Origin of the sequence: Roseibium sp. HPY-6 (genome assembly GCF_040530035.1) — a bacterium.
Lineage (GTDB): Bacteria > Pseudomonadota > Alphaproteobacteria > Rhizobiales > Stappiaceae > Roseibium.
Map to the genome: position 1 here is coordinate 184,427 of NZ_JBEWCD010000003.1, position 22,765 is coordinate 207,191.

Here is a 22,765-nt window from a genome sequence, read left to right on the forward strand (position 1 = left end):
GGGGGAGAAGAGACCAACTAAAAACAGGCCGCTCCGCTTGGCATCAAACGGTTTTGTATGATGTCACGCGGCTAAATGGCCGGTGTGCAAAGGCAAAAATGATGTTTAAGGCAATAGCGACAGCTGCATTTGCGAGCGCTCTTCTCCTCGGCGCGAGCACAGCAAATGCGATGATTATCAACGGTAACTTTGAAGACACCGCAACGCTGGATCCCACAGGTCTTGTAAACGGAAACAAGCTTTCGAACCTGGCGACGACCGGTTCGTCCTGGGATGTGTTTACGCAGATAAACGGCTGGACCACGGCCAGCGGCGCAGGCATTGAGGTTCAAACCAACAGGACACTGAGGAGCGTCGATGCGCATTCGGGCCAGCACTATATCGAGCTGGACAGCCACCCGAGGCCGAACTCAAATTCGTCCATGGAGCAGGAAGTTGCACTCGACGCTGGGAAATACGAACTTTCCTTCTGGTTCAGCCCGCGCAACGACGACGCGAGTTCCAATGGCATTGAATATTCGATCAGCGACGATCTCGTATCCGGCTTCATCACTGGTCCCAGTGTGTCACCGCTAACCTCTGTGGGTGCCTGGACCCTCGTCAAGGCGCTCTTTGTTGTTGAGACAGCCGGTAACTATACGCTTGCATTTGCTGCAACAGGAAAGCAGAACACGCTTGGCGGCTTTATCGACACGGTCAACATCACGGCAGTGCCGATCCCTGCAGCAGGTCTGTTGCTTCCTGCCGGTGTTGCGCTTCTTGGATTTGCATCCCGTAGGCGCAAACGCGCTTAACTGGAAAAACCAGTATCAAAAAATCTGAACGGCCCTCTTGGGCCGTTTTTCGTGTCCACCGCACGCGCGCCACAATCCTTTAATGCGCACGGCGGATCTGGACTTCATCATTTGTTGCTACGTCAAAAGTGCTTGCTTTATGCGAATTGCCGCCAGAATTGGTAGGAGCGATCCAACCGGCTAAGTCTCTTGCTTTTCTCGGATGGGTCGATGTCGTGGCGGTTCAGCAAAACTTCTATCTCCTTCCTGAGCTCATCCATATGTTTATTTGCATATCTTAGCATTTTCACATCCTCCATTTCATCTACACTTGATACGATGAAAGATGTATTCAGGCGGATGGATATTCAAATTAACGTTTTTTCATTTTATCGGATTTTTATAATATACCGCGTTAAGTATATCTGTTGAATTTATTCAGATTCAAATTCTCAGGAAAATTTACTTTCACTATATTAGATTTCCAATTCTGAAATCTTGGGCTTCAGATCATTGAACCAAGCAGGCTTTCCCTGTATTCGCGCGATCAACATGGCTCCTTCAAGCTGCGCAAGCACGCTCAGAGACTGTTTGGCCAAGTCCTCTTCCGTCGCATTTGATCCCCATTCGGTCTTCTTCAACCCCCTTTTCAGCCACTCACCAGTCTTGTCGAAGAAAGATTTTGCTTCTTTGACGACAGCATCCGGAAGGCCGGCAGATTCTGCGGCCAAAACGCCGCACAGGCACATCTGACCGTCTTTTCCAAGGGCACTTGCAAATTCGGCATGAAGCCTCTCGACAAGCGCATCTGCGCTGACCGTCGGCATGTCCGGATCCCCAAGAGTATCCAGAAACCGGTCGGTGTATCTCTTGGCAACCTTTGCACCGAGGTCGGCCTTGGTCGGGAAATAATAGTGAACGCTTGAACTTTTGACCCCGACACCGGACGCGATCTCCCGGAAACTGAAGCCGTTATATCCGTTCGTCCGAATGAGGGCTTCGGCCAGATCGAGGATTTTGTCTTCTGTATCGGCTGTCGATGCGGTCACGGGGCGATCTCCTAATCTACCGACTGATAGATAGGGCTTGACAACCCGGGACGCAATACAGATATCAGTTTCGTCTTATTTACCTATCGATAGATAGATAAATTCCTTGAAGTCAAATTGGAGATCGGAAATGGACACTAGCATCGCAATCATTCAGGGCGGCACATCGGGCATGGGTCTTGCAACCGCACATCGCCTGGCAGCACGTGGCATCCCACTCGTCCTGATCGGAAGGAACACGGAGAAACTTGCCACGGCCCGCGCAGAGATCGAAGCACGCCACAACGTCACCGTTGATACCTGGCGGGCAGATGTCACCCGGCCCTCCGACGTGCAAGGAATTGTCGAAAAGATCGAAAACTTGGGCCAGCCGATCGGGTATCTCGTGAATGCCGCAGGTTACTTCAGTCCGAAACCTTACCTTGACCACACCGGTGAGGACTTCGATTTGTATCACGCCTTCAATCGAGGCACCTTCCTGATCACACAGGCAGCAACGCGGAATATGTCGGAAGCGGGAAAAGGCGCTGTTGTGAACCTTGGATCAATGTGGGCGCATCAGGCTGTCAAGGCCACACCGTCGTCAGCCTATTCCATGGCGAAAGCGGGCCTTCACGCGTTTACGCAGCACCTGGCAATGGAGCTTGGTGATCAGGGGATCCGGGTCAATGCGGTTGCACCGGCAGTCGTGGAGACACCCATTTACAGCGCCTTTATCCCTGAAGATCAGATCTCGCAGACTTTGAAGCAAGGTTTCGACGCTTTTCACCCGATCGGGCGCATCGGAACGGCGGACGATGTTGCGTCGGCCGTGGATTTTCTGCTTTCAGACGAGGCCGGTTGGGTCACCGGAGCGATCTGGGATGTCGATGGCGGCGTCATGGCCGGGCGTAACTGACCAGAACGCGTTCAAGCACACTGATGCAGCAGCCCGAAGCGGCGGCTGCATCAATCCGCGATGGCCTCCACATAGAACCATCGGCCGGATTTTTTCCGAAACCGGCTGCGCTCACGGTGGGTGACGAGTTTGCCACCTGAAAGATATTTTGCTTCAAAAAGAACAGTCCCTTCCCGGTCGGCTTCACCGCCCGCATGCACCTCAAGCACGGTCAAAGCCGCCCAGTGGTTTTCCGAAGCCCACCGCGAGGTAGCAAGCTCATCAAAACTGCTTTGGTGCTTTGGCCACAACGTGTCTTTCAAATAAGAAATCCTTTGCCGGGCGAAGGCTGTGTATCTCGACCGCATCAGATCTTCCGCGGTTTTGGGGAGCGCGGAACCGGCGAGAAAAGGTTCGCAGCAGGCCTCGAAGGCCGGTCCCCTGCCACATGGGCACGCCTGATTGTCCATCCAAACCTCTTGTTGATTTCAACAGATACGCTGCCTAACACTTGAAGTGCCCATCCGTCATCTTGCACGTCGCGATCGGTTTGGATTTTTGATGAAGCTTGCCACGTTCAATATGGAATCTTACGGCGACGATCGTTATGAAGTCGCCCCGCTGAGACCGCGTCTGGAGGCTCTACGCCCTCGCATTGAGGAGCTTGAAGCCGATATCCTGTGCCTTCAGGAGGTAAACGCGCAAAAGGTCAAGGCTGCTCCGCAGCGGCAATTCCCGGCGCTCGATCTCTTGCTGGCAGGCACGGTTTACGAAACCTATCACCGTGTCGCCAGCGAGCGTGCGCCCGGCAAGGGCCCGGGAGACAAGCACAATCTTGTCATCCTGTCGCGATATCCGATCATCGATCACGAGAGCATTTTTCAATCGCGTGCGCATGCACCGCTCTGGCAGCCGACCACCGCCGACCCGGGTTATGATGCACCCCAGTCGATCACATTCGAACGGCCAATCCTGAGATCCGAAATCGATCTTGGGTTGCCAAAACCGCTCCATCTGTTCGTCGTGCATCTGCGGGCACCGATTGCCGCCATGATCCGCGGCGGCAAGACGGCGACAAGAACCTGGAAAAGCACGGCAGCCTGGGCAGAAGGATACCAATTGTCGGTGCTGAAGCAGACAGCGCAGGCACTTGAATTGCGTCTGGCGGTTGAAGACCTTTTCGAGAGGGACGAAAAGGCACAGATCATCCTGACAGGTGACTTCAACGCGACCGGCGAGACCGGAACGCTCCGTCTTTTGCGGGCCGATCCTGATGACACGGCCTCTCCGGAGTGGGAGCACCGCAGACTGTTCCAGCTCGACGCGTCCCTGCCGATTTCAAAGCGGCAGACCGTCCTGCATAAAGGCAAGGGGCAAGCGCTCGATCATATTCTGGCAAGCGGCAGCATGACCGACAAGACCCGGGACGTGCGCGTTTTCAACACAGGATTGCCCGACGAGGTTTTTGACGCCGGCGATGCAGACTACGCCGGCTCCTATCACGCAGCCATGCGCGCCGAATTCGACATATGAAACGTTTGCGCGAACGCTACTGCGGTCCCAGCGAATTTATGTACTTCGCCAGATTTGCGATCTCCCTGTTGCCCAGGCTCATATCCGGCATTTTCGGATGCGGATCTGCCAGGAAGGTCGCCAGCGTGGTTTCTGTCCAGTCCGGATCCTTTGCTATGTCGTAAAAGCTCGGAAGCGAAACACTGGCAGCTGTCGCCTGATCCTGGGAAACCAGGTGACAGGAAGAACACCACTGCAGCGCCAGGGTTTTTCCGGCCGCAGCGTCTGCTCCAACAGCCGGCATGGGCATTGCCCCCAACATCAGAATCGCAAGTACCAGTGCCGATGTGGCTGCGTTTCTGGCCCTAGAGCGCGATAACCTGAAAACTTCCGGGCACCGGATCATGCGCGTCTCCTTCAGACAAAAAGAGTTGATAATTCAAGACTGGCTTTTTTCCGGTGATGCGGCCTTGCGGTGGATCAATTTGCCGCTCATGCAAACAACCTGCGCGCGCTTTTGTGTTGCCACACAAGAAACGTTCCGACACACTTTCGAAAATCACAACATGGGAGAAAAGTTATGGGACGTCGCCTCAGAACCATGGTTTGCGCGATCGCAGCTGCAACACTGATTCTTCCGCCCATTCAAGCCGCCGCGCAAAGCGCACCGATCTATGCCCTGACGGATCTTTTCCACCCGGTTACGGCGCAAAACGGGATGGTGGCAAGCCAGGAGGCCGTCGCGACGGCTGTCGGCGTCGACATTCTGCAAAAGGGTGGCAATGCCGTGGATGCAGCGATTGCGACAGGCTTTGCGCTGGCCGTAACACTTCCGCGTGCGGGCAATTTGGGCGGTGGCGGGTTCATGATGATCCACATGGCCGAGAGCGATGAAACGCTGGCTCTGGATTATCGCGAAAAGGCTCCCAGCGGTGCCTTCAAGGACATGTTTCTGGGGCCGGACGGCGAGCCGGACAAGCAAAAGTCAAGGTTCTCGGGCCTGGCCATCGGGGTACCAGGCACAGTGGCAGGATTTGCGGCGGCTTACGCCGAACACGGCAGCAGTAATGTGACCTGGCAGGACCTCATCGCCCCCGCGATCGAGTTGGCAGGCAACGGGATAACGGTGACACCAGGCCTGTCGGCTGCCCTGACCGCCAGAGCAGAGCGACTGACGAGGGATCCCGCCACAGCGGAAATTTTCTTCAAGGCCGGCGGATTGCCTTACCTGCCGGGCGAAACACTCGTTCAGGCAGATCTTGCGCGCACACTGGAGTTGATTTCCGAGCAAGGTGCGGACGGCTTCTACAAAGGTGAAATCGCGGAGAAAATCGCGAAGAAAGTCCAGGATGCCGGCGGCAGCATGACGGTGGAAGACCTCGCCGATTATCAGCCGGTCTGGCGCGACCCGGTCGTCGGGACCTATCGGGGTTACGAGATTGCGTCCATGCCGCCTCCATCTTCCGGCGGCGTTCATATTGTCCAGATCCTGAACATCCTTGAACGTTTCCCGATGAATGAGTTTGGTCCGAATTCGGCCGATTCCATTCACGCCATGTCCGAAGCAATGCGTTTGGCCTATGCCGACAGATCCAAATACCTGGGCGACCCCGACTTTGTCAGTGTTCCCATCAAGGGTCTGACGTCGCGCGACTATGCGGCCGAGCTCACAAAGACCATTCAAATGGAAGCAGCAAGACCGTCCGAGGAGGTCAAGCCGGCCGATCCGTTGCCTTATGAAAGCAATGAAACCACACACTATTCCGTCGTCGACAAGGACGGGAACGCCGTTTCGAATACTTATACGCTGAACTTTTCGTATGGCTCCGGCCTGACCGCCGACGGAACCGGTGTTCTGCTGAACAATGAACTCGATGACTTTTCGGCAAAACCCGGCGTTCCGAACGCGTACGGCCTGATCGGCGGCACTGCCAATGCCGTTGAAGGTGGCAAGCGTCCGCTCTCTTCCATGAGCCCGACACTTGTCTTCAAGGATGGTCAGTTCCACCTGGCGACCGGTTCCCCGGGCGGCAGCCGCATCATCACGACGACCTTGCAGATCATCCTGAATGTCGTCGACCACCAGATGAATATCGCTGAAGCCACGGTCGCACCGCGGATCCACAATCAGTGGCTTCCCGACGAAATCCGGATCGAGGAGGGTATCTCACCGGACACCGTCAGACTGCTCGAGGACAGAGGGCATGAGGTGGTGGTCAAGAATGCCATGGGCTCGACACAGTCGATCATGAGCATTGACGGTGTTCTGGCAGGGTTCTCCGATCCACGCCGTCAGGGAGCCCTCACTCTGGGCTACTGAGCTTTCGGTGGATAATGCCGATTGAGCGTGCTCTGGCTGTCCAGATCCCGCAGGTGTTGAAAGAAGCTTTCTGCCGACACGGCCAGGAACGACACCAGCAGCACGCCGATATAGGTCGAGTGTTCAAGCAGTTCCGCCCGGTCACCGACGACGACGTCGAATATCGTGAAGCCCAGAAACACCGTAATCGAAACGGCAATTGCCAAATCCGTACGATAGGCGACGCCGGGCCTGCCCTGAAGCAGCTTGACACCGGCCCACACAAAAATGCCGGCAGCGGCGAATTCGACAAGACCCGCAAAGATGAGAGTTGCCTGAACGAATGCAGGATCCCAGGCAAGCCTGTCGAAATACATGGTGAACTTTTCGACCCTGTGGTTCCCCCACCAGTGGACCAGCCAGATATCCTGCCGGGCAAAGAACTTGTCGAGACCGTTGAGCAGCCAGAAGAAAAACCAGAAGACGATAACGACTGCGGTAATGGGCTGACGAAGTGCATGCATGACGGATGCCCTTTCCTGAACACTGGAGAGGCATCAGATACCAGAAAGCCGTTGAGGATTGGTTAGTGTTCACATTTGCGTGATCGACTCATCTCAGGCCACCTCGACATGCAGTCTGAGTTTGGTGGACAGCTGCGCGGTCCCTCAGTCTTTCAGGAACGCCTTGGCCACCATGGACGCGAACCGCTGATCCAGCCGGATACGGTCTGACGCGGTCATGCCCGGCCAGATGATCTGGCTGCCGACATAGGCTGCATATTCCAGCTGCGCGATTTCCCGGGCCAGGGTCTCTTCCAGGCCCATGTTGCAGTAGAGCCCGACAACAAATTCGGTCCTGACCTCGTCGACATCCTGAACGATCCCGCGTGCAATTGGGTTTGACTGCGCTAACTTGCGCACCGCACGCTCAAGGTCCTGATCCAGCATGTTGGCAATGTCAGACAGTGTCTGCGCCCGCTTTTCCTCAGGCTGCTGCATGATCGCATCGGCGACATCCAGCGTGTTGCGCTGCTTCCACGCCAGGAGCAGCTGTTCCAGAAATGCATCATGGTCCTTGAAGTGATGGTAAAAGGACCCCCGCGTACGGGCGGCGGCACTGCAGAGTGCTTCCACGGTCAGGCCGGACGCGCCTTCACGCGACAGACGCGTTAGGCCCAGATCCAGCCAATCCTGCTTCGAAAATCGTGCCATTCAACTCACTAGACGCCACCGGCAATACCGAAACACGCAATTGGCAGGAACAACCAGCCTTGCGGCATTGCTTTGTAGGACTGTTTTTTCAAAGGGGGAAGTGCCACGCCCAGCAGGCAGAAAGAAACTGCCAGTCCAGTCGCGGTCCAGCCGAGCTCCCAGCTTTGCGGATACGCTGCAGCGACCGCAAACATGATGGCCATCGCCGCAAGAGCGATGGTTGCAATGTGCCAGCAGTAGTAGCTCACGTATTTGGGGACAGGACCCAATCCGGTTGCGTTCAGCAAGGGAACCGCAATTTCCCTGCCGCCGAGGAACGTATGGATAAGACAGGTGCCGGCAGACAGGGCAGCCGCGACTAGGAAAAAGGAATTCATCTTTAATCTCCAAACATACCATATGTTATGGTTTGTTTACGCCACCTGCTAAAATGCGGCAATGCGGCGGGACGTCACGGGCAAATTCAGGAATCTGCAACTTCTGGCGACTGTCTGATTGACACGCAAAAAGTGGAGTGATAGCGCTATCCAAAGCGCTTTGAAGAATGGAAGCGCTCTTCCTGAAAACCAGTATTGACCAGGAGACGCGGCTATGCCGATCAGAACCGTGGTTTGGGGCGAAAACGTCCACGAGCAACACAATGCGATTGTTGCGCGAACCTATTCGGACGGGATGCATCAATGCATTGCGGACGCTCTGAATACCGATCCTGAGATCAGCGCGACGACGGCAACCCTGCAGGAACCCGAGCACGGCTTGACCGCGGACCGTCTGGCCGAGACCGATGTTCTGGTATGGTGGGGGCACGCCGCACATGGCGATGTCGCAGACGAAGTTGTCGACCGTGTTTGTGACGCTGTCTGGTCCGGCATGGGCATGATGTTCCTGCATTCGGCCCATTTTGCCAAACCGTTCAAACGGCTGATGGGCAGCCCGTGCAACCTCACCTGGCGTGAGGCAGGTGAACGGGAACGGCTTTGGGTCACGAGCCGAAATCATCCGATTACGAAAAACGTGCCGGACAGTTTCGAACTGGAGATGGAGGAAATGTACGGCGAGCCTTTCGGGGTTCCCGAACCCCTCGAAACAGTCTTCATCAGCTGGTTTCAGGGTGGAGAGGTTTTCCGCTCCGGCCTCACCTACAAACGCGGCGCAGGCAACGTTTTCTACTTTCGGCCCGGCCACGAGACTTATCCGACCTATCACGATGCCACGATCCAGACAGTTCTGAAAAACGGCGTCAAATGGGCATTTAACCCGCTTGCGCGCGTTGCAGATCCCAATGCGGCTCCGAACGTTCCGGTAGAGTCGGCACCGGAAAAAATCGAAGAACGTGGCCCCAAACTGCACGCAGAAGGCGAAGAGGGCTTTCGCTGACATTGCACAGCACCAGGCGGACCTGAAAAACGCGGTCCGATGTTTCACACGCAATGGAGTCGCCCATGACTTCCTCTAAAAACCCCGTGCGCGTCCTCATTCTTGGAACAGGCAACATGGCCAGAAACCATGCTGCCGCGTTTCAGAAAATGCCCGGAGTTGAAATCGTTGCCGGTGTGGACCGGCGTCCGGACATGCTTGCCGAATTTTGCGAAGCCTACGATGTTGCCGAAAAATTCGAGGACCTTCGGGAGGCGATCGCGTGGGGTGCGTTTGACGCGGTCTCCAACGTGACGCCGGACGCCGCCCATCATCCGACAACGCTGCAGCTCTTGGCAGCGGGCAAACACGTCTTGTGCGAGAAACCGTTGGCAACCAACGCAGCCAATGCGCAGGAAATGACCGCCCTTGCCGAGGAGAAGGGCGTCATCGGCATGGTCAATCTCAGCTACCGGGATGTCGCCGTCTTGCAAAAAGCAGCTCAGTTGGTCGGCGAAGGCGCGATCGGCGCACTTCGGCATTTCGAGGCGTCCTACCTCCAAAGCTGGCTGACCCAGCCGGCATGGGGTGATTGGCGTACGGAAAGCCAGTGGCTCTGGCGCCTGTCAACCGAACATGGTTCGAAGGGTGTTCTCGGTGACGTCGGCATCCACATTCTTGATTTCACCGCGTTCGCAGCGCAAAGCCCCGTGTCTGAGCTGTCCTGCCGTCTCAAGACCTTCGACAAGGCGGAAGGAAACCGCATTGGCGAGTATCCGCTCGATGCCAATGACAGCTTTACACTTCAGGCGGAACTGAAAAACGGCGCTCTCGGGACGATCACCGCGACCCGATTTGCGTCAGGCCATCACAACGACCTGCGCCTTCGCCTTTATGGCGACGAGGGTGGACTGGAGGTCTCCTTCGAAAACCGTATCGAGCGGCTGCGTATCTGCCGTGGCAGTGATCTGATGGAAGCACGTTGGCAGGATATTGAGGCAGGCCCCGTCCCGACGGTTTATGAGCGTTTCATTGACGCCATTCGCGGAAACGGCAAGCCTGAACCGGATTTCGCCCATGGCGCGCTCCTGCAGGCGGCACTTGATACCGCAGAACGGTCCGACGCGAGCAACGGCGCTTTTCTCAAAGTGGACGATGACACAGTATGAGCCTTGCCTGAAATGAATAGCGGCGGAGCCTAAAGGCTCCGCCGCGCAAAGTGGGTACTACAGCAAGGCAACATCACCGAAAGAACGTCGTGTTCCGCCATCCCTCATGTAATGTATGCACAATCTAGCGCACTTGCCCTGACACTTCGTTCAGCCAAGCCTTCAGGTTTTTCTCTAATTTTAGACGAAACGCGTCTATCGTCGCCTTGGAGCCCTTCAAATTGATGGGTCTGGCCTCAGACTGACGGACTTTGTTGCAAATCCCGTTTCCCGGATACAACCCGCCTTGTGGCAGTCGCATGGTCTGAACCCTGAGAAATTGCGGGTTTCCGGACGGCCTTACGCATTGCATTTCTGCCGGAGTGTGCTCCAATAAACCCTTACGTGCATTTTCAATAGTCCGATTTCAAAGGGGGGAATTTATGTCTGCCTCAAGTGAAAACATTGAACGCATGAGAAAATTCAGGAAGCGTTTTCTCGATCGCGACAATGAATTGAACGAAGAACTTGCCGATACCAGCGGCGGCCTCGATCTTGAGGCCAGTCTGGAGGCGTTCGAAACCTTTACGCCGGAGGGCGCTGCACCGGCGGGGCTCAGTGACGAATTCAATCTGGAAAGCATTATCATGCGGTCCGGCAGGCCAGTGCTGGACGTGTTGAACAACGAGACGGTTCTGGAATTCGTCGAGCAATCGGAAAGCAAGACCTGGAAAGCCCGCCTGGAAAGCGCGGCCGACATTCTCGAACACGCCATCAAGGCAAGCGGGCGCATCAATCTACAAAATCACTATCTGGATTGGGTCGGCACCGGCTGGCTGGTTGCCCGGGACATCATGGTCACGAACCGTCACGTCGCCCGGGAATTCACCATGCGCGACGGCGAGGGATTTACCTTTGCAACGGATGGTGCGCGCGCTGTGCGGGCGAACATCGACTTTCTGAAGGAATTCGACAATCCGGGCGCACGCGTCTTCAAACTGATCGATGTTCTGGATGTGATCGATTATCCCGATATGGCCTTTTTCCGCGTCGAGCAGACGGCCGGCGACGGCCCTTTGTCGGACCCGATCCTTCTGTCGTCCACGCCGTCAGAAACTCAGCTTGCTGCCGTGATCGGCTATCCGGCCAGCGACTCGCGCATTCCCGATTTCACCCTGATGGAAGACATCTACGGCAAACGCTACAATCACAAGCGCGTCGCACCGGGCAGCGTTACATTCGTGGAAGAAGACCGCCTGCTGCATGATGCAACCACATTGGGCGGCAACTCGGGCTCGGTGGTACTGAACCTTAAAACCGGTGAGGCATTCGGCCTGCACTATTCCGGCGCCTTCATGACCACCAATTATGCCGTCAGGTCTGACATCGTGAAAGAAGCACTGGAGCGGGTGCAGCGCGGAGACAGCAGCGCTTACGAAGCTGAACGCCGCAGGCAGAACTCGCGGGACGTGGACGGCTCCTCGGGTGCGGTGCCACAACCCCGTTTGGGCGATAGCAACGTTGTCCTCCAAACACCGCCTCAACCGATTCCGGGTTTGGGCGCGCAGTCGGTAACATTCCCGCTCACTGTCACAGTCTCCCTTGGCGCACCCGGTGGTGCCAACACTACGACATATGCCTCCGCACCATTGGAGCCGGAGCCCGGGTCACGCCAACCACCGATACCTGATCCTGGCGACGATGATCTCATTGACGAAAACGAAGAAGCCCGTCCGGAAACCTACCGCAACCGCATGGGTTTCAACGCGGAGTTTCTCGGTGCGGACAAACGGACGGAGCTGCCTGAGGTTCTGCTTAAAAAGGATCTTCTCAGGTTCGAATTCGACGGCGTCGAAATGAGTGAGCTGAAGTACCATAATTTTTCCGTCGTCATGAACAAGCCGCGTCGCATGTGTTTTTTCTCGGCTGTAAACATCGATGGCGCCCAGGCCAAGATGGCGAGCCGCGTAGGCTGGAAATGGGACGGCCGTATTCCGCGGACGCAGCAGATCATGAAGGAATGCTACGGCAACCCGCCGAAATTCAGCCGGGGCCACATGACCCGACGCAACGATCCGGGCTGGGGCTCGGATACCGATGCAAAGCTGGGCAACGAAGACAGCATGCATGTTACCAACGCGACGCCGCAAATGCAGGCCTTCAACTCACCGATCTGGCTCGAACTGGAAGACTATGCACTCAACAATGCCATCGAAGACGGCATGCGCGTTTGCGTCTTCACCGGCCCTTTTTTCAGGAACAGTGACCCGGTGCATTTCGGAGTGAAGATTCCGGTCGCCTTCTGGAAGGTGATCGCCTTCGTCCATGACCGGACACGCAAATTATGTTCCACCGGGTACAGGATGGACCAGACAGCGAACCTGCCAAGTCAGGAGGAATTTGTCTTCGGCGCCTTCACGTCAAGCCACACCCAGCAGGCAGCCCAGGTGTCCGTACGTTCCATCGAAGAGGAAGCAGCCATCGATTTTGGCGGTCTTGCGGATCTGGACCCGCTTGGCCAGCAGGAGAGCGTTGGAGGGCGCAGACAGGCAATTCCACTCCTTTCGAAGACCCAGATAAGATATCTATGATCTGGCGCCACTGGTCACGGTGATGCCACTGTCCGCTTCAAACTTAGCGCCGGACAGTGGCCATATCAATTCCTTATCGGTCACTGATGCCTGACCCCTGCACACTATTCAGGGCGATCCTGATATATGTCCAATCCTAGATATCGATATCGGCAAGCGCACCGTCCAGATGGGTACTCAGTTTCGCCGTTACGCGCGCTTCGAAGTCCTTCAGCAACACGGGGTTGATCGAGACTTTTTGATGCGCGTGCCTGAGCGTCGCCTCGTCGGAAGAGAACCGGAAGAACAGAACCTGCGTTATTGCTGAACCCGCATCCAGCATGAAGGCGAAGAGCGTGATCGACGGCTCCCCGCCCTCCATGCTCACTTGTGAAATCTGGAACTGGTTGGCCCTTGCGCGCTGGGTCCTGCGGTCGAACAGCGTGAACCAGGGTTGGGTTTTGTGCATCTCCTTCAAACCGTCAAGCACGCTCAGAATAGTCGAGGCAACACCGACCGCTGCACCGCCCAAAACCGCCGTCAAAACGGGGACGATGGCTTTGTGCACTTCCACCGATGTGCCGGTGAGCGCGCGCGACGTGTCACCAAAGCCGGAGGACCGCCAGCCCAGCTTGTTGAGCGTGCCGACATAGTGTCCCATCCAAGTGTCGAGGGAGATATCCCCGCTGCCCTGTTTCTTGTCCGCGGCAAGTTCCGCAAGCAACATGACATTCGCAATCGCAGAGCGCAGATCATGCGGCACGTCTTCTGCGAACCCTGCCAACTGATTGCTGACCACGACGTTCTGCCCGCCGTCTTTGGCAAAGTCCGGCTTCGCAGGCGCGGCCCCGCCTACGGTTTCAAGTTCCACGCCACCCGTCATTTCGGACGGCAAGTCTATGCTTTCGAGGAAAGCGGAAATCTCCTGACGTTCTGTATCAATGTCAGTCATCTCAAACTCCCTGATTGATTGACTGGACGGGTTCAAGTCTTGAGCTAAATCGCTGCCGCCGGCTAACGTATCTGTTTGCCGGTGGCAGCTATGTAGCGATCAATGCGGTGATCCTTGACGGAGGGAAAAAAGCCCTCGAGGTTGACGTCGGACGCTCCGTCAAAAACCCCTTCAAGGTTCTCGGTTCCGCCAACTCCCGGCGCACTTTCAAGGCCCGCCGGAGGATTCGCCATCGCATCCTGGATCTGTTGCCTCAGGCTCTTGAACTCTTCTTCACTAAGGGGAGCGGGTCCCTGATCCGGCTCACCCGGACCGGCAGATTCCAGGTTTGCTTCAAAACCTTCGTTGCGCGCCTTGACCTGACCCGAACCGTCAAAATGGAAGAGCTGTCCGGAATGGGCATAGGTGAAGGGGACACGCGGCACCACGTCGTCGTCATTGACAAAGCGGTAGTAGCGGTTACCGAACACGTCCATTATTTTTCGTGCCGTGCCCCGGCGGGCGAGACGCGGCTGACCGAAGGTCGCAACCCCGGCAACATTGACGGAACCGTGTGTTTCAATGGCGGTATTCACCGCTACTGCACCGCCCAGGCTGTGGCCGGTGAGCCAAAGCGTTTTGCCGGCTGAACTCGCGGCCCGAAGAGGTGGCAGCAAGATACCCTGCGCAGCCCTGTAGGCTTCCAGGAACCCGCCATGGACGTCGCCGAATGCGCCCTCCAGATCGAAAACCTGAATGTTGACCAGCCAGTCGGCGATGCCTTTGGTCCCACGGTAGACAAGTACCGCCGCGTCATCGCTCTCCACGAGGTAGGCTTGCGTATCGGCAATGTCAGCATGTGCGGTGACCTTCATCCCCAAATCGGCCTCAGCATCGGCCTTGAAGGCAGCAAGGTCCCTGTAACTGCGCTTCGAGATGAGCGCCAGAGACAACATGGCTTGCCAACTGAAAATCGGATTACGTAGAGAAACTTCGTCGAAATCAGTCATCTTGCAGCTCCCACAAACTAAAAATATCGCAAATGTCAGATTTGAGCCCATGAAATAGACAGGCTTGCATCTCAAACTTTAAACGTGAACAGCACAATCATCAGAAGACATGAGCATCCGGGAAAACGCAAGAGTTGACGGATGATTTTTAGTTGTAATTCCGTCTGAGCACCCGTGATCAAAGGTGAGACGCAGCGCTGCGCTTGCACGGACGGTTAGAGATTGATCCTGACTTCACGAGCCGCGCCATTGGGCACGCGAAAGACCTGATGCAAACTCTTGCCATCCATGCTTTGTTCAGCATCCGGTTTGGAAAGTGCGGGGGCAACGCTCATGTTTGGCAACAGTATCAGACGGTTTACGCGAAATTCCCTCGTCTTTGCAGGAGCAGCCATTGCAGGAACAGGCTTGGCTGGCGTTGCCGATGCGATGCGCCTGCACGACCGGTTTTCGGCACAGCCCTGCTTTGCGCGCACTTACACCGCCAGCCACCTTGCCAATCATCCGAAGCAGCTGGTGGCGCATATCTGGTTTTTAGATGCGCCCTCAGCAACCACCGGCAACAACCAGCTTGCGCTTCAATTCGGGTTCAGATTGCGGGACGGCCGCGCATACAGCAGCTTTGCCTATTGCAGCACCGATGGCTTCTGCGCAACGGAAGGCGATGGTGGCAGCGTGCAGTTCACAGACCGCGGCACGAACCTGCGCCTGTCCGTCGTCGACTATCTGATCATCGAAGGAGCGGACTTTTCGCCCGACCTTTCGCAAAGCGATGACCGGGTATTTCTGCTTTACCCAGCCGCAAGGGGAGATTGCGGTTGGTGAAGCCCGAACTGAGTTCACGCTCTGCAAAAACGAGAATTAAGCCAACCATTGCCCCAGCACTAACAGTTTGTTTTGATTTAATTGAGCGCGTTACCGCTATGCTTCTGCGGCGTGAAGTGGACAGTCAAAATTCGCTTTCACCTCAACTTTCTTGAGAGCGGGTGCTGTCTCTAAAGATCTAGAACGGCCACCAGGATGAGGGATCTTGCCAATGCCTAGGTTCCGTTTCGACACGGCGTTTCGCGCCTGGCAGGCTCAGCGGCAGGCACGCCTGCGCACGGAGCGGCAGATCCAATATCTCGAGCACCGGAAGATTGCCGAGCCAGATCGCACGGCAGAGTTCGACGCCCAGATCGCAGACCTTTAAGGGAGATACAGATGACTGACGAGGACTTTCTTCGTGCCGCGCTGGCCGAGCTCTCGCCCGAGACGCGCGCTGGCGCCTTGGCCTGCGCCTCGGCGCAGGTGGCGCTGCCTCATCGAATGACACCGGGTGAGGCGATGGACATCGCGGACGCGCTGAGCGCGCCGCGTGGCCTCGTGCTCGCCCTCATGGGCTGGATCAACTCGAAGGCCGACAGGCCGAACCGTCGCGCCTTCTTCGATATCCTTTGCCCCACGCTGAGCCGCAGCGAGGCCCGCTGGCCGACAGATCGAGAGACGCTGTTTGCCCTGGGCATCTGCCGGACGTTGCAATAGTCAGAGTTCTTTCGGTTAAGGGTCGGGATCTCTGTCTGAGTTTGGCTCAACTGGAAAGTCCGGCGCGTCCATTGAGTCATAGGAAAACAATGCTTCAATTCCGGTTTCTTTGCCCACCAGCGCTTGGGCAATGCGCTTGAAGTTGTTTGCCGTTTTCAAACTTTCTTCCAGCGCAGTCACTTGATCTCGAAAATTGTCCAAGTCAGTGAATGCTGCCACAAAGTCATCTGTCGACCAAAGATCGACAGGCAGCTCGAACCTGTCACTTGCAACAGTTCGCAAGAACATAACGCTGTCAGTGTCATCGTCCGGACCGAACATGTCATGTGCGATGATGTTTCTTTTCGCAGCATAGTCCGAGATCTTGTTAAGCGTTCGCTTGTGCATTCTTCGCTCTTCATCACTAAGCGACGAAGCCACCGCGACTGAGGCCTTCAGCGTTTTGATCTTGTCTCGGAACTGGATGTTCTTTGTAACTATATATCTTTGTGGATGCCCGAGCTCGAGCGCAGTTGCGATCGCGTCGTTGATGGAGGCTTCCAAGTACGCCCAGTGCCAAAGAAACTGCCCGACGAGCGTGAAACACCGAGTATCGGAATCCAACTCTTCATAAGGCATTACCATGACGAAGGCCGATCACTTTCAGGCTGTGCACTTAATCGTAGGTTAAGACTTCTGAAACCCATTTGTTATAGTTAAGAAACCGGGCGGCACTCCGGCTAAGAAACACCGCCCGGAAGAAGACTGTTAGGTCTTACTTTTTGATGGTCTCAACCACATGCGTCCTAGGATTTTTCACTGCGGTCGAAACCTTAGTGAAGCGTCCCGTAATGGCGCTGCGGCCGATTTTGGTCTTGCTCATATTCATCACCCCTTTCCCGGGCCAGTTGCCCGCCCTTTCGGACTCAGGCCAAGGCCGAAGCGAATCACAAGCAAACCATGGAAAAGTCTGAGGACGATTTCCCTCGTTGTCGAGTCTCCACACCCTCAGGTTGTTGATAAAATTGTGCAAAATCGCTTTTTGCTCATCGAAAGAATAAGTCCACGACACTCCGGCAAATGTCTTTCAGTCAACCAATTTATTCAGAATTTATAGGATTCTATACAGCGAATCCGAGTGCTAGGGTTTGTCAAGACAAAGGGGATTTGGTTATGGCTGAGACTACTGGAATTGAGTGGACAGACAGAACGTTTAATCCTTGGACAGGATGTACGAAGATCAGTCCAGGCTGTGACAACTGCTACGCGGAAGGCTGGTCAAAAAGATCGGGTCATGTGAAATGGGGGAATAATCCAAGAAAGCGAACGACGGAAGCTTATTGGAAAGCTCCACTTGCCTGGCAACGCGAAGCCGAAGCATTCGAGCTGAAACATGGTCGACGTCAGCGTATTTTCTGCGCCTCGCTAGCCGATGTCTTCGACAACAAGGTTGACCCCACTTGGCGTTCCGACTTGTTCAATCTGATCCGGCAGACCCCGAATCTAGATTGGCAGTTGCTGACAAAAAGACCCCAAAACATTGATAAGATGCTGCCGCCCGACTGGGGCCCGTCCGGCTGGTCAAATGTATGGCTTGGTTTTACGGCCGAAGATCAACTGCGTTTCGATCAGCGCAAGAAATTCATTTCTGCGATCCCGGCAAGAGTTTGGTTTGTTTCCTATGAGCCAGCCATCGGCCCCCTACGCATCGGCCAAACGGATCCGGCTCCCGACTGGTTAATTGTTGGTGGCGAGAGCGGTCACGGCGCTAGATCACTTGAACCACTCTGGGTTGAAGACATCCTCAACGACTGTCGGTCACGTGGCATTGCTCCGTTTTTCAAACAATGGGGAAATTATGAGAACAACCCACTCACGGGAGGGTTGAATCTGCCAAAATCTGATATGAAGGGTATAGATCCACACGGTAAAGGTGGTGGACTAATCAATGGCACAATCGTCCGTGAGTTTCCGACGGCAATTGGAGGCAGAGCGGCTTAGAGAATTCAGAAGCTTGGACAGTAATGAGCGACAAAGACGAACTTTTCGGCAATTTACCTGTCCAACTTTCACCGGTGAGCATTAGCCAAACTGGTCTCGGTCCTGTTTGGACACAACACAAAGCGCAACTCATCGCCAAATACATCTACTTATTCACGATTATTACGAAGCATGGTTGCTACATCGATGGTTTCGCTGGCCCCAAGAAACAAGATCTCAGCAATAGTTGGGCAGCTCAACTTGTTGTAGAAACTGAGCCTAGAAGGCTTCGAGAGATCTTTTTGTGCGACCTAAAGCAAGACAAAGCTGACAAGCTTCGCGCCCTTGTGGACCAGCAACCAGACAAGGACAAAAGACACTACGAAGTATTGCAGGGCGACTTTAACCAAAAAGTCGATGCGGTCCTGAGCAGCGGCCTTATCAAGGAAAAAACCGCAACATTTTGCCTATTGGATCAGTACACTCTCGAGTGCCACTGGACCACCTTGCAAAGGCTTGCAAACTTCAAACCCGAAGGTGCGCGAAAAATAGAGTTGTTCTACTTTCTTGCCACCGGCTGGCTACACCGTTCTTTGACTGGGCATAAAGTTAATTTGGATCGACCTGACCTCTGGTGGGGCGGCGAGGGTTGGAAAAAGCTTGTCAGCTTAAGCGGTGAGAAGATTGCGGTTCGGATGGCCGAGCGCTTCCGAGATGAGCTTGGATACAGATACGTGAAGCCATATCCAATTCACGAGAGGGACAAGGGCGAGGGGCGCGTCATGTTCCACATGATCCACGCAAGCGATCATCCCGAAGCACACAAACTCATGGCCCGAGCACATCGTAACGTCACAAAGGCACCTGAGGCCGAAGAACAGCTCGTCATGGAATTATCGCGAATAGACCCATAGGCGTCGCCGCCTGAATTTTTCCATAAAGTTACCTGGAAGTTACCCACGAAAAAAGCCGCCCGAAAGGCGGCTTTTTCAACTCACTGAGGTATCGTGAGAAATCTGGAGCGGGCGATGGGATTCGAACCCACGACCCCAACCTTGGCAAGGTTGTGCTCTACCCCTGAGCTACACCCGCATAGTGTTCCAGCGCCCGGCGGCAATGGCCTTGGCGTCGGTGGCGCAGTATATGAACTAAGCCGGGACGGATTGCAACAAGGAATTTGAAGAAATTTTTTTAGCTGTCTTTTTGTGCGGCGACCCGAAAACGAAAGTCGAAAAGTCGCAGAAAACAGCGACTTTTTACAACAGTTTCCGCTTGTGAGCAGGCCGGCAATCACGTTAAACAGCCCACGGGAACACAATTTTCAGGAAAAAACATGCCAGCAACACGCGACGAACTCATGGCCTTTCTGGCCGATCTCGATATCGAGGTAACCACGGTTGACCATCAGCCGGTTTTCACCGTCGCGGAATCCGGGGATCTCCACGACAGGATCCCGGGCGGGCATACCAAGAACCTGTTTGTGAAAGACAAGAAGAGCCGACTGTTTCTGATTGTGCTCCTCCATGACGCGACTGTGGATCTCAAAAAAATTCACCAGATCATCGGGGCACAGGGCCGGGTATCCTTCGGGAACGCGGATCTGCTTATGGAGGTTCTGGGGGTAGAACCGGGATCGGTGACCCCCTTTTCGCTTATAAATGATCGCGACGCCCTTCGGGTAACGCCCGTCTTTGACGCAGCAATGATGCAGCACGAAGTGCTGAACTATCATCCGCTGAAAAACGATGCGACGACAGCGATCAGCGCACAGGACCTCTTGAAATTCGCCCGTGCCTGCGGCCACGACCCCAAGGTTTTGGCGGCAAGCGACCAAGCAATCGAGGCGGGACTTTAGGTATCGCGGCGCCGGAGTTTGTATTTCCCGCGCAGCGGCTCCATGTTAGGAGCAAATTTGGCCTATAGACGATTCGAGATTGGCTGCTTGTCCTAGAGCGGCCGGAAAGCACGAGGCGGGTAAATGAGCAATGGCAACTACAGCGTCGGCGGACAGGTTGGCGGCGGGTTCGGTGCCAGCATGGGCGGCGGTTATGGCGGCCAGGGCGGTGGCTTCGGCGGCGATGGTGGTGGCGGAGGCGGTGATGCGCCGGCAGGTGAACTGATATTCGATGTCACCACCCAGACGTTTATGGCGGATGTGCTTGAAGCGTCGCGTCAGCAACCCGTCCTTGTTGACTTCTGGGCGCCCTGGTGCGGCCCCTGCAAACAGCTGACCCCGATTATCGAGGCTGCCGTCAAGGCCGCCGGCGGCACAGTCAAGCTGGCCAAGATGAACATCGACGACTATCCGGAGATCGCCGGCCAGATGGGGATCCAGTCTATTCCCGCCGTGGTTGCCTTCAAGGATGGTCAGCCCGTGGACGGCTTCATGGGCGCTCAGCAGGAAAGCCAGGTCAAGGAATTCATCGAAAAGCTCGGTGGGCCGGCTCCCGCGAACCAGACGGACGCTTATCTTGAGCAGGCAGAAGAGCTTCTGGCTGCGCAGGATTTCCCCCAGGCCGCTCAGCTCTTTGGCGCGGTGATGCAGATGGAGCCGGAAAATGTGAAAGCGATTGCCGGTCTAGCGCAGTGTTATCTGGGTGCCGACGAACTTGAACGCGCCCAGCAGGCGCTTGAACTGGTGCCCGAAGACCAGCGGTCCGACGAAGCGTACGTCGCAGCGAAGGCCGCTGTCGATCTTGCCGAACAGGCCGCTTCGCTTGGCGACCTTGCAGAGTTCCACGACCGGATCGCCAAGGATCCGCTCGACCATCAGGCACGTTTCGATCTTGCTCTCGGCCTCAATGGCAACGGCGACAAGGAAGGAGCGGTTGATCAGCTGATCGAGATCGTCCGCCGCGATCGGGATTGGAACGAAGATGGTGCGCGCAAGCAGCTTCTGCAGTTTTTCGAGGCCTGGGGCTTCAAGGACCCTGCCAGCAATTACGGCCGCCGCAAGCTCTCGGCCGTGCTGTTTTCTTGACGATTGGCGTAACTGACACACATTTACGGGAGAGACCGGAAACTAGGGGCCCGGTGCCGGAAGCAACAAAATAAAAAGGCTCAGAAATGCAGGCGGGAAATGCCATTTACGACACCATCGCGGATCTTCCACCCGTGCTGCCTGTCTTTCCCTTGTCCGGTGCGCTTCTGCTTCCCAGAACACAGTTGCCCCTGAATATTTTCGAGCAGCGCTATCTCGATATGGTGGATACCGCCCTGTCCGGAAACAGGCTGATCGGAATGGTGCAACCCGCCTCCGAGGCCATGGGCGACGAGACGGACACGCCCTCGCTTGCGAATGTCGGATGCGTCGGTCGCCTCACCAGTTTTCAGGAAACGGGCGATGGACGGTATCTGATCACGCTGCAGGGCATAACCCGTTTCGCGCTCGGCAAGGAACTTAGAACCTACAGCGCCTTCAGAGAGGTGGAATGCGACTTTGCGCCGTTTTCCGGCGACCTCAAATGCGGCGACGGTCAGGATGATGTGGACCGGAACGGGCTGTTGCGCACCCTTCGCGATTATCTCGATGCCAACAATCTGGAGGCGGACTGGCAAAGCGTTTCGGAAGCGGAAACGGAAGTGCTTGTAAATGCACTCTGCATGATGTGCCCGTATGGACCTCAGGAAAAACAGGCTTTGCTGGAAGCCCGCGACTTGAAGACGCGCGCCGAAACCCTGATTGCCATCACCGAGATGGATCTGGCAAGGTCGCAAAATGACGGCGGCTCCACGCTTCAGTAATCTGCCTGGGTTCCTCGCCAGCAAAGAGACTTCAGATGAACGACACGACAGAACGTCCGGTTGACCGGAAACTTCTTGAACTGCTTGTGTGTCCCGTGACCAAGACAACGCTCGAATATGACGCGGACGCCAGGGAACTGATCTCCAGATCGGCAAAACTCGCCTATCCGATCCGCAACGGTATTCCGATTATGCTGCCGGACGAAGCACGCAAACTCGAAGACTAGGTTCTTGCGCGGAATAGAAAAAGCCCGGATGCGATGCTCCGGGCTTTTTGCATGTGAAGGCGCTCGACGTCAGAAACCGCGCACCATCGGCAAGATGTTGATGACGATGATCTGGCGCAGGAAAATGATCCCGAGAAGCAGAATAACCGGAGAAATGTCGATCCCGCCGAGATCGGGCATGAAACGGCGTATGGGACGCAGCGCCGGCTCGGTCAGATTGTAGAGCACGCGACCGATCGAGTTGATGATCTGGTTGCTCGAATTCACGATGTTGAAAGCGTAGAGCCAGGAAAAAATCGCACTGGCAATGATCACGTAGGTATAGAGCTCCAGCGCGAGAAGGATGACGTTAAAGAGTGCGGTCATGATCTGGTCCGTTGCCGTTCAGGTTCTGTCACGTTTCTCATGTAGCTCCGAGATCGCACGCCTGCAAGACGGCACTTTCAAGAACGAAAGAATGTTTGAAAATAATGCGATGCCTTTACCGGCATGGAAATCCGATGCGGAAATGCAACACTTCGGCAAAACCGGGATTCGTTAGGCTTTGAGTAAGCCAGCTTCGTGCTATCTTG

Annotated in this window: 27 protein-coding genes and 1 tRNA gene; 17 read left to right on the top strand and 11 right to left on the bottom strand. The window is 55.6% G+C overall.

Annotated elements, in window-relative coordinates:
* Positions 1 to 101: 101 nt before the first annotated feature.
* Positions 102 to 794: a hypothetical protein gene (locus ABVF61_RS26765; RefSeq protein ID WP_353996669.1), complete on the top strand. Its 693-nt coding sequence runs from the start codon at positions 102 to 104 to the stop codon at positions 792 to 794.
* Between the two features lie 455 nt (positions 795 to 1,249).
* Here the strand turns inward: ABVF61_RS26765 and ABVF61_RS26770 are convergent, their stop codons facing one another.
* Positions 1,250 to 1,822: a TetR/AcrR family transcriptional regulator gene (locus ABVF61_RS26770; RefSeq protein WP_353996670.1), complete on the bottom strand. Its 573-nt coding sequence runs from the start codon at positions 1,820 to 1,822 to the stop codon at positions 1,250 to 1,252.
* A 130-nt stretch (positions 1,823 to 1,952) separates the two neighbouring features.
* Here ABVF61_RS26770 and ABVF61_RS26775 point away from each other — a divergent pair, with 130 nt between their 5' ends.
* Complete coding sequence (locus ABVF61_RS26775; RefSeq protein WP_353996671.1) at positions 1,953 to 2,720, top strand: SDR family NAD(P)-dependent oxidoreductase; 768 nt, start codon at positions 1,953 to 1,955, stop codon at positions 2,718 to 2,720.
* 50 nt (positions 2,721 to 2,770) lie between these two features.
* Here ABVF61_RS26775 and ABVF61_RS26780 read toward each other — a convergent pair whose 3' ends face one another.
* Positions 2,771 to 3,169 (bottom strand): YchJ family protein, encoded by a 399-nt coding sequence (locus tag ABVF61_RS26780; protein WP_353996672.1) that lies wholly within the window; start codon positions 3,167 to 3,169, stop codon positions 2,771 to 2,773.
* 91 nt (positions 3,170 to 3,260) lie between these two features.
* On the opposite strand from ABVF61_RS26780, the gene ABVF61_RS26785 reads away from it, so the two are divergent.
* Positions 3,261 to 4,232: an endonuclease/exonuclease/phosphatase family protein gene (locus tag ABVF61_RS26785; protein WP_353996673.1), complete on the top strand. Its 972-nt coding sequence runs from the start codon at positions 3,261 to 3,263 to the stop codon at positions 4,230 to 4,232.
* 16 nt (positions 4,233 to 4,248) lie between these two features.
* On the opposite strand, the gene ABVF61_RS26790 is transcribed toward ABVF61_RS26785, so the two are convergent.
* Entirely contained in the window at positions 4,249 to 4,515 is a 267-nt protein-coding gene (locus ABVF61_RS26790; RefSeq protein ID WP_353996674.1) for a c-type cytochrome, read from the bottom strand.
* 276 nt (positions 4,516 to 4,791) lie between these two features.
* Between ABVF61_RS26790 and ggt the strand changes: the two genes are divergently transcribed.
* Positions 4,792 to 6,531: a gamma-glutamyltransferase gene (gene ggt, locus ABVF61_RS26795; RefSeq protein ID WP_353996675.1), complete on the top strand. Its 1,740-nt coding sequence runs from the start codon at positions 4,792 to 4,794 to the stop codon at positions 6,529 to 6,531.
* Here ggt and ABVF61_RS26800 read toward each other — a convergent pair.
* From ABVF61_RS26800 to ABVF61_RS26810, 3 genes are all read right to left on the bottom strand, one after another.
* Positions 6,525 to 7,034: a hypothetical protein gene (locus tag ABVF61_RS26800; RefSeq protein WP_353996676.1), complete on the bottom strand. Its 510-nt coding sequence runs from the start codon at positions 7,032 to 7,034 to the stop codon at positions 6,525 to 6,527. The genes ggt and ABVF61_RS26800 overlap by 7 nt on opposite strands.
* A gap of 144 nt (positions 7,035 to 7,178) precedes the next feature.
* Positions 7,179 to 7,724 carry a TetR/AcrR family transcriptional regulator gene (locus ABVF61_RS26805; RefSeq protein WP_353996677.1) on the bottom strand — a complete coding sequence of 182 codons (546 nt, stop codon included), beginning with the start codon at positions 7,722 to 7,724 and terminating at the stop codon, positions 7,179 to 7,181.
* Positions 7,725 to 7,732: 8 nt separating this feature from the next.
* Complete coding sequence (locus tag ABVF61_RS26810; RefSeq protein ID WP_353996678.1) at positions 7,733 to 8,101, bottom strand: hypothetical protein; 369 nt, start codon at positions 8,099 to 8,101, stop codon at positions 7,733 to 7,735.
* 214 nt (positions 8,102 to 8,315) lie between these two features.
* On the opposite strand from ABVF61_RS26810, the gene ABVF61_RS26815 reads away from it, so the two are divergent.
* The 3 genes from ABVF61_RS26815 (at position 8,316) to ABVF61_RS26825 (ending at position 12,819) form a co-directional block, all read left to right on the top strand.
* Positions 8,316 to 9,101, top strand: a complete 786-nt coding sequence (locus ABVF61_RS26815) for a ThuA domain-containing protein (protein WP_353996679.1) — start codon at positions 8,316 to 8,318, stop codon at positions 9,099 to 9,101.
* Between the two features lie 86 nt (positions 9,102 to 9,187).
* Entirely contained in the window at positions 9,188 to 10,249 is a 1,062-nt protein-coding gene (locus ABVF61_RS26820) for a Gfo/Idh/MocA family protein (protein ID WP_353997325.1), read from the top strand.
* Between the two features lie 422 nt (positions 10,250 to 10,671).
* Positions 10,672 to 12,819 carry a DNA/RNA non-specific endonuclease gene (locus ABVF61_RS26825; RefSeq protein WP_353996680.1) on the top strand — a complete coding sequence of 716 codons (2,148 nt, stop codon included), beginning with the start codon at positions 10,672 to 10,674 and terminating at the stop codon, positions 12,817 to 12,819.
* Between the two features lie 136 nt (positions 12,820 to 12,955).
* On the opposite strand, the gene ABVF61_RS26830 is transcribed toward ABVF61_RS26825, so the two are convergent.
* Together ABVF61_RS26830 and ABVF61_RS26835 are read right to left on the bottom strand one after the other, a co-directional pair.
* Positions 12,956 to 13,750: a hypothetical protein gene (locus ABVF61_RS26830; protein WP_353996681.1), complete on the bottom strand. Its 795-nt coding sequence runs from the start codon at positions 13,748 to 13,750 to the stop codon at positions 12,956 to 12,958.
* 62 nt (positions 13,751 to 13,812) lie between these two features.
* Positions 13,813 to 14,739: a lipase family protein gene (locus ABVF61_RS26835; RefSeq protein ID WP_353996682.1), complete on the bottom strand. Its 927-nt coding sequence runs from the start codon at positions 14,737 to 14,739 to the stop codon at positions 13,813 to 13,815.
* Between the two features lie 333 nt (positions 14,740 to 15,072).
* On the opposite strand from ABVF61_RS26835, the gene ABVF61_RS26840 reads away from it, so the two are divergent.
* From ABVF61_RS26840 to ABVF61_RS26850, 3 genes are all read left to right on the top strand, one after another.
* Positions 15,073 to 15,564, top strand: a complete 492-nt coding sequence (locus ABVF61_RS26840; RefSeq protein WP_353996683.1) for a hypothetical protein — start codon at positions 15,073 to 15,075, stop codon at positions 15,562 to 15,564.
* 211 nt (positions 15,565 to 15,775) lie between these two features.
* Entirely contained in the window at positions 15,776 to 15,931 is a 156-nt protein-coding gene (locus tag ABVF61_RS26845) for a hypothetical protein (protein ID WP_353996684.1), read from the top strand.
* Positions 15,932 to 15,942: 11 nt separating this feature from the next.
* The gene (locus ABVF61_RS26850; RefSeq protein ID WP_353996685.1) at positions 15,943 to 16,263 is read left to right on the top strand and encodes a hypothetical protein; all 321 of its coding nucleotides are present in this window, start codon (positions 15,943 to 15,945) and stop codon (positions 16,261 to 16,263) included.
* A gap of 15 nt (positions 16,264 to 16,278) precedes the next feature.
* Here ABVF61_RS26850 and ABVF61_RS26855 read toward each other — a convergent pair whose 3' ends face one another.
* The gene (locus ABVF61_RS26855; RefSeq protein WP_353996686.1) at positions 16,279 to 16,881 is read right to left on the bottom strand and encodes a hypothetical protein; all 603 of its coding nucleotides are present in this window, start codon (positions 16,879 to 16,881) and stop codon (positions 16,279 to 16,281) included.
* Positions 16,882 to 17,415: 534 nt separating this feature from the next.
* Between ABVF61_RS26855 and ABVF61_RS26860 the strand changes: the two genes are divergently transcribed.
* Positions 17,416 to 18,243 (top strand): DUF5131 family protein, encoded by an 828-nt coding sequence (locus ABVF61_RS26860; protein WP_353996687.1) that lies wholly within the window; start codon positions 17,416 to 17,418, stop codon positions 18,241 to 18,243.
* A 23-nt stretch (positions 18,244 to 18,266) separates the two neighbouring features.
* Entirely contained in the window at positions 18,267 to 19,136 is an 870-nt protein-coding gene (gene tcmP / locus ABVF61_RS26865; RefSeq protein ID WP_353996688.1) for a three-Cys-motif partner protein TcmP, read from the top strand.
* A 103-nt stretch (positions 19,137 to 19,239) separates the two neighbouring features.
* Here tcmP and ABVF61_RS26870 read toward each other — a convergent pair.
* Positions 19,240 to 19,314: transfer RNA gene (locus tag ABVF61_RS26870), tRNA-Gly, on the bottom strand.
* Positions 19,315 to 19,555: 241 nt separating this feature from the next.
* On the opposite strand from ABVF61_RS26870, the gene ABVF61_RS26875 reads away from it, so the two are divergent.
* The 4 genes from ABVF61_RS26875 to ABVF61_RS26890 all read left to right on the top strand — a co-directional run bounded on the left by ABVF61_RS26875 (position 19,556) and on the right by ABVF61_RS26890 (position 22,193).
* Positions 19,556 to 20,077: a prolyl-tRNA synthetase associated domain-containing protein gene (locus tag ABVF61_RS26875; protein ID WP_353996689.1), complete on the top strand. Its 522-nt coding sequence runs from the start codon at positions 19,556 to 19,558 to the stop codon at positions 20,075 to 20,077.
* Between the two features lie 180 nt (positions 20,078 to 20,257).
* Positions 20,258 to 21,202 (top strand): thioredoxin, encoded by a 945-nt coding sequence (gene trxA, locus ABVF61_RS26880; RefSeq protein WP_502950032.1) that lies wholly within the window; start codon positions 20,258 to 20,260, stop codon positions 21,200 to 21,202.
* An 86-nt stretch (positions 21,203 to 21,288) separates the two neighbouring features.
* Positions 21,289 to 21,966, top strand: coding sequence for an LON peptidase substrate-binding domain-containing protein (locus ABVF61_RS26885; protein WP_353996691.1), 678 nt, complete (start codon positions 21,289 to 21,291; stop codon positions 21,964 to 21,966).
* A gap of 35 nt (positions 21,967 to 22,001) precedes the next feature.
* Positions 22,002 to 22,193 carry a Trm112 family protein gene (locus ABVF61_RS26890; protein WP_353996692.1) on the top strand — a complete coding sequence of 64 codons (192 nt, stop codon included), beginning with the start codon at positions 22,002 to 22,004 and terminating at the stop codon, positions 22,191 to 22,193.
* A 69-nt stretch (positions 22,194 to 22,262) separates the two neighbouring features.
* On the opposite strand, the gene ABVF61_RS26895 is transcribed toward ABVF61_RS26890, so the two are convergent.
* Complete coding sequence (locus ABVF61_RS26895) at positions 22,263 to 22,559, bottom strand: YggT family protein (RefSeq protein ID WP_353996693.1); 297 nt, start codon at positions 22,557 to 22,559, stop codon at positions 22,263 to 22,265.
* On the opposite strand from ABVF61_RS26895, the gene ABVF61_RS26900 reads away from it, so the two are divergent.
* On the top strand, positions 22,558 to 22,734 hold the full coding sequence (locus ABVF61_RS26900; RefSeq protein WP_353996694.1) for a hypothetical protein: 177 nt from the start codon (positions 22,558 to 22,560) through the stop codon (positions 22,732 to 22,734). The two genes, ABVF61_RS26895 and ABVF61_RS26900, sit on opposite strands and share 2 nt — an antisense overlap.
* Positions 22,735 to 22,765 lie beyond the last annotated feature (31 nt).

Coding starts and splice junctions, on each gene's coding strand:
- ABVF61_RS26890 (WP_353996692.1), top strand. CDS start 22,002: ATGAACGACACGACAGAACGTCCGGTTGACCGGAAACTTCTTGAACTG.
- ABVF61_RS26815 (WP_353996679.1), top strand. CDS start 8,316: ATGCCGATCAGAACCGTGGTTTGGGGCGAAAACGTCCACGAGCAACAC.
- ABVF61_RS26850 (WP_353996685.1), top strand. CDS start 15,943: ATGACTGACGAGGACTTTCTTCGTGCCGCGCTGGCCGAGCTCTCGCCC.
- ABVF61_RS26855 (WP_353996686.1), bottom strand. CDS start 16,881: ATGCCTTATGAAGAGTTGGATTCCGATACTCGGTGTTTCACGCTCGTC.
- ABVF61_RS26825 (WP_353996680.1), top strand. CDS start 10,672: ATGTCTGCCTCAAGTGAAAACATTGAACGCATGAGAAAATTCAGGAAG.
- ABVF61_RS26810 (WP_353996678.1), bottom strand. CDS start 8,101: ATGAATTCCTTTTTCCTAGTCGCGGCTGCCCTGTCTGCCGGCACCTGT.
- ABVF61_RS26785 (WP_353996673.1), top strand. CDS start 3,261: ATGAAGCTTGCCACGTTCAATATGGAATCTTACGGCGACGATCGTTAT.
- ABVF61_RS26765 (WP_353996669.1), top strand. CDS start 102: ATGTTTAAGGCAATAGCGACAGCTGCATTTGCGAGCGCTCTTCTCCTC.
- tcmP (WP_353996688.1), top strand. CDS start 18,267: ATGAGCGACAAAGACGAACTTTTCGGCAATTTACCTGTCCAACTTTCA.
- ABVF61_RS26790 (WP_353996674.1), bottom strand. CDS start 4,515: ATGCCGGCTGTTGGAGCAGACGCTGCGGCCGGAAAAACCCTGGCGCTG.
- ggt (WP_353996675.1), top strand. CDS start 4,792: ATGGGACGTCGCCTCAGAACCATGGTTTGCGCGATCGCAGCTGCAACA.
- ABVF61_RS26845 (WP_353996684.1), top strand. CDS start 15,776: ATGCCTAGGTTCCGTTTCGACACGGCGTTTCGCGCCTGGCAGGCTCAG.
- ABVF61_RS26780 (WP_353996672.1), bottom strand. CDS start 3,169: ATGGACAATCAGGCGTGCCCATGTGGCAGGGGACCGGCCTTCGAGGCC.
- ABVF61_RS26885 (WP_353996691.1), top strand. CDS start 21,289: ATGCAGGCGGGAAATGCCATTTACGACACCATCGCGGATCTTCCACCC.
- ABVF61_RS26900 (WP_353996694.1), top strand. CDS start 22,558: ATGATCTGGTCCGTTGCCGTTCAGGTTCTGTCACGTTTCTCATGTAGC.
- ABVF61_RS26800 (WP_353996676.1), bottom strand. CDS start 7,034: ATGCATGCACTTCGTCAGCCCATTACCGCAGTCGTTATCGTCTTCTGG.
- ABVF61_RS26875 (WP_353996689.1), top strand. CDS start 19,556: ATGCCAGCAACACGCGACGAACTCATGGCCTTTCTGGCCGATCTCGAT.
- ABVF61_RS26830 (WP_353996681.1), bottom strand. CDS start 13,750: ATGACTGACATTGATACAGAACGTCAGGAGATTTCCGCTTTCCTCGAA.
- ABVF61_RS26775 (WP_353996671.1), top strand. CDS start 1,953: ATGGACACTAGCATCGCAATCATTCAGGGCGGCACATCGGGCATGGGT.
- ABVF61_RS26895 (WP_353996693.1), bottom strand. CDS start 22,559: ATGACCGCACTCTTTAACGTCATCCTTCTCGCGCTGGAGCTCTATACC.
- ABVF61_RS26805 (WP_353996677.1), bottom strand. CDS start 7,724: ATGGCACGATTTTCGAAGCAGGATTGGCTGGATCTGGGCCTAACGCGT.
- trxA (WP_502950032.1), top strand. CDS start 20,258: ATGGGCGGCGGTTATGGCGGCCAGGGCGGTGGCTTCGGCGGCGATGGT.
- ABVF61_RS26860 (WP_353996687.1), top strand. CDS start 17,416: ATGGCTGAGACTACTGGAATTGAGTGGACAGACAGAACGTTTAATCCT.
- ABVF61_RS26840 (WP_353996683.1), top strand. CDS start 15,073: ATGTTTGGCAACAGTATCAGACGGTTTACGCGAAATTCCCTCGTCTTT.
- ABVF61_RS26835 (WP_353996682.1), bottom strand. CDS start 14,739: ATGACTGATTTCGACGAAGTTTCTCTACGTAATCCGATTTTCAGTTGG.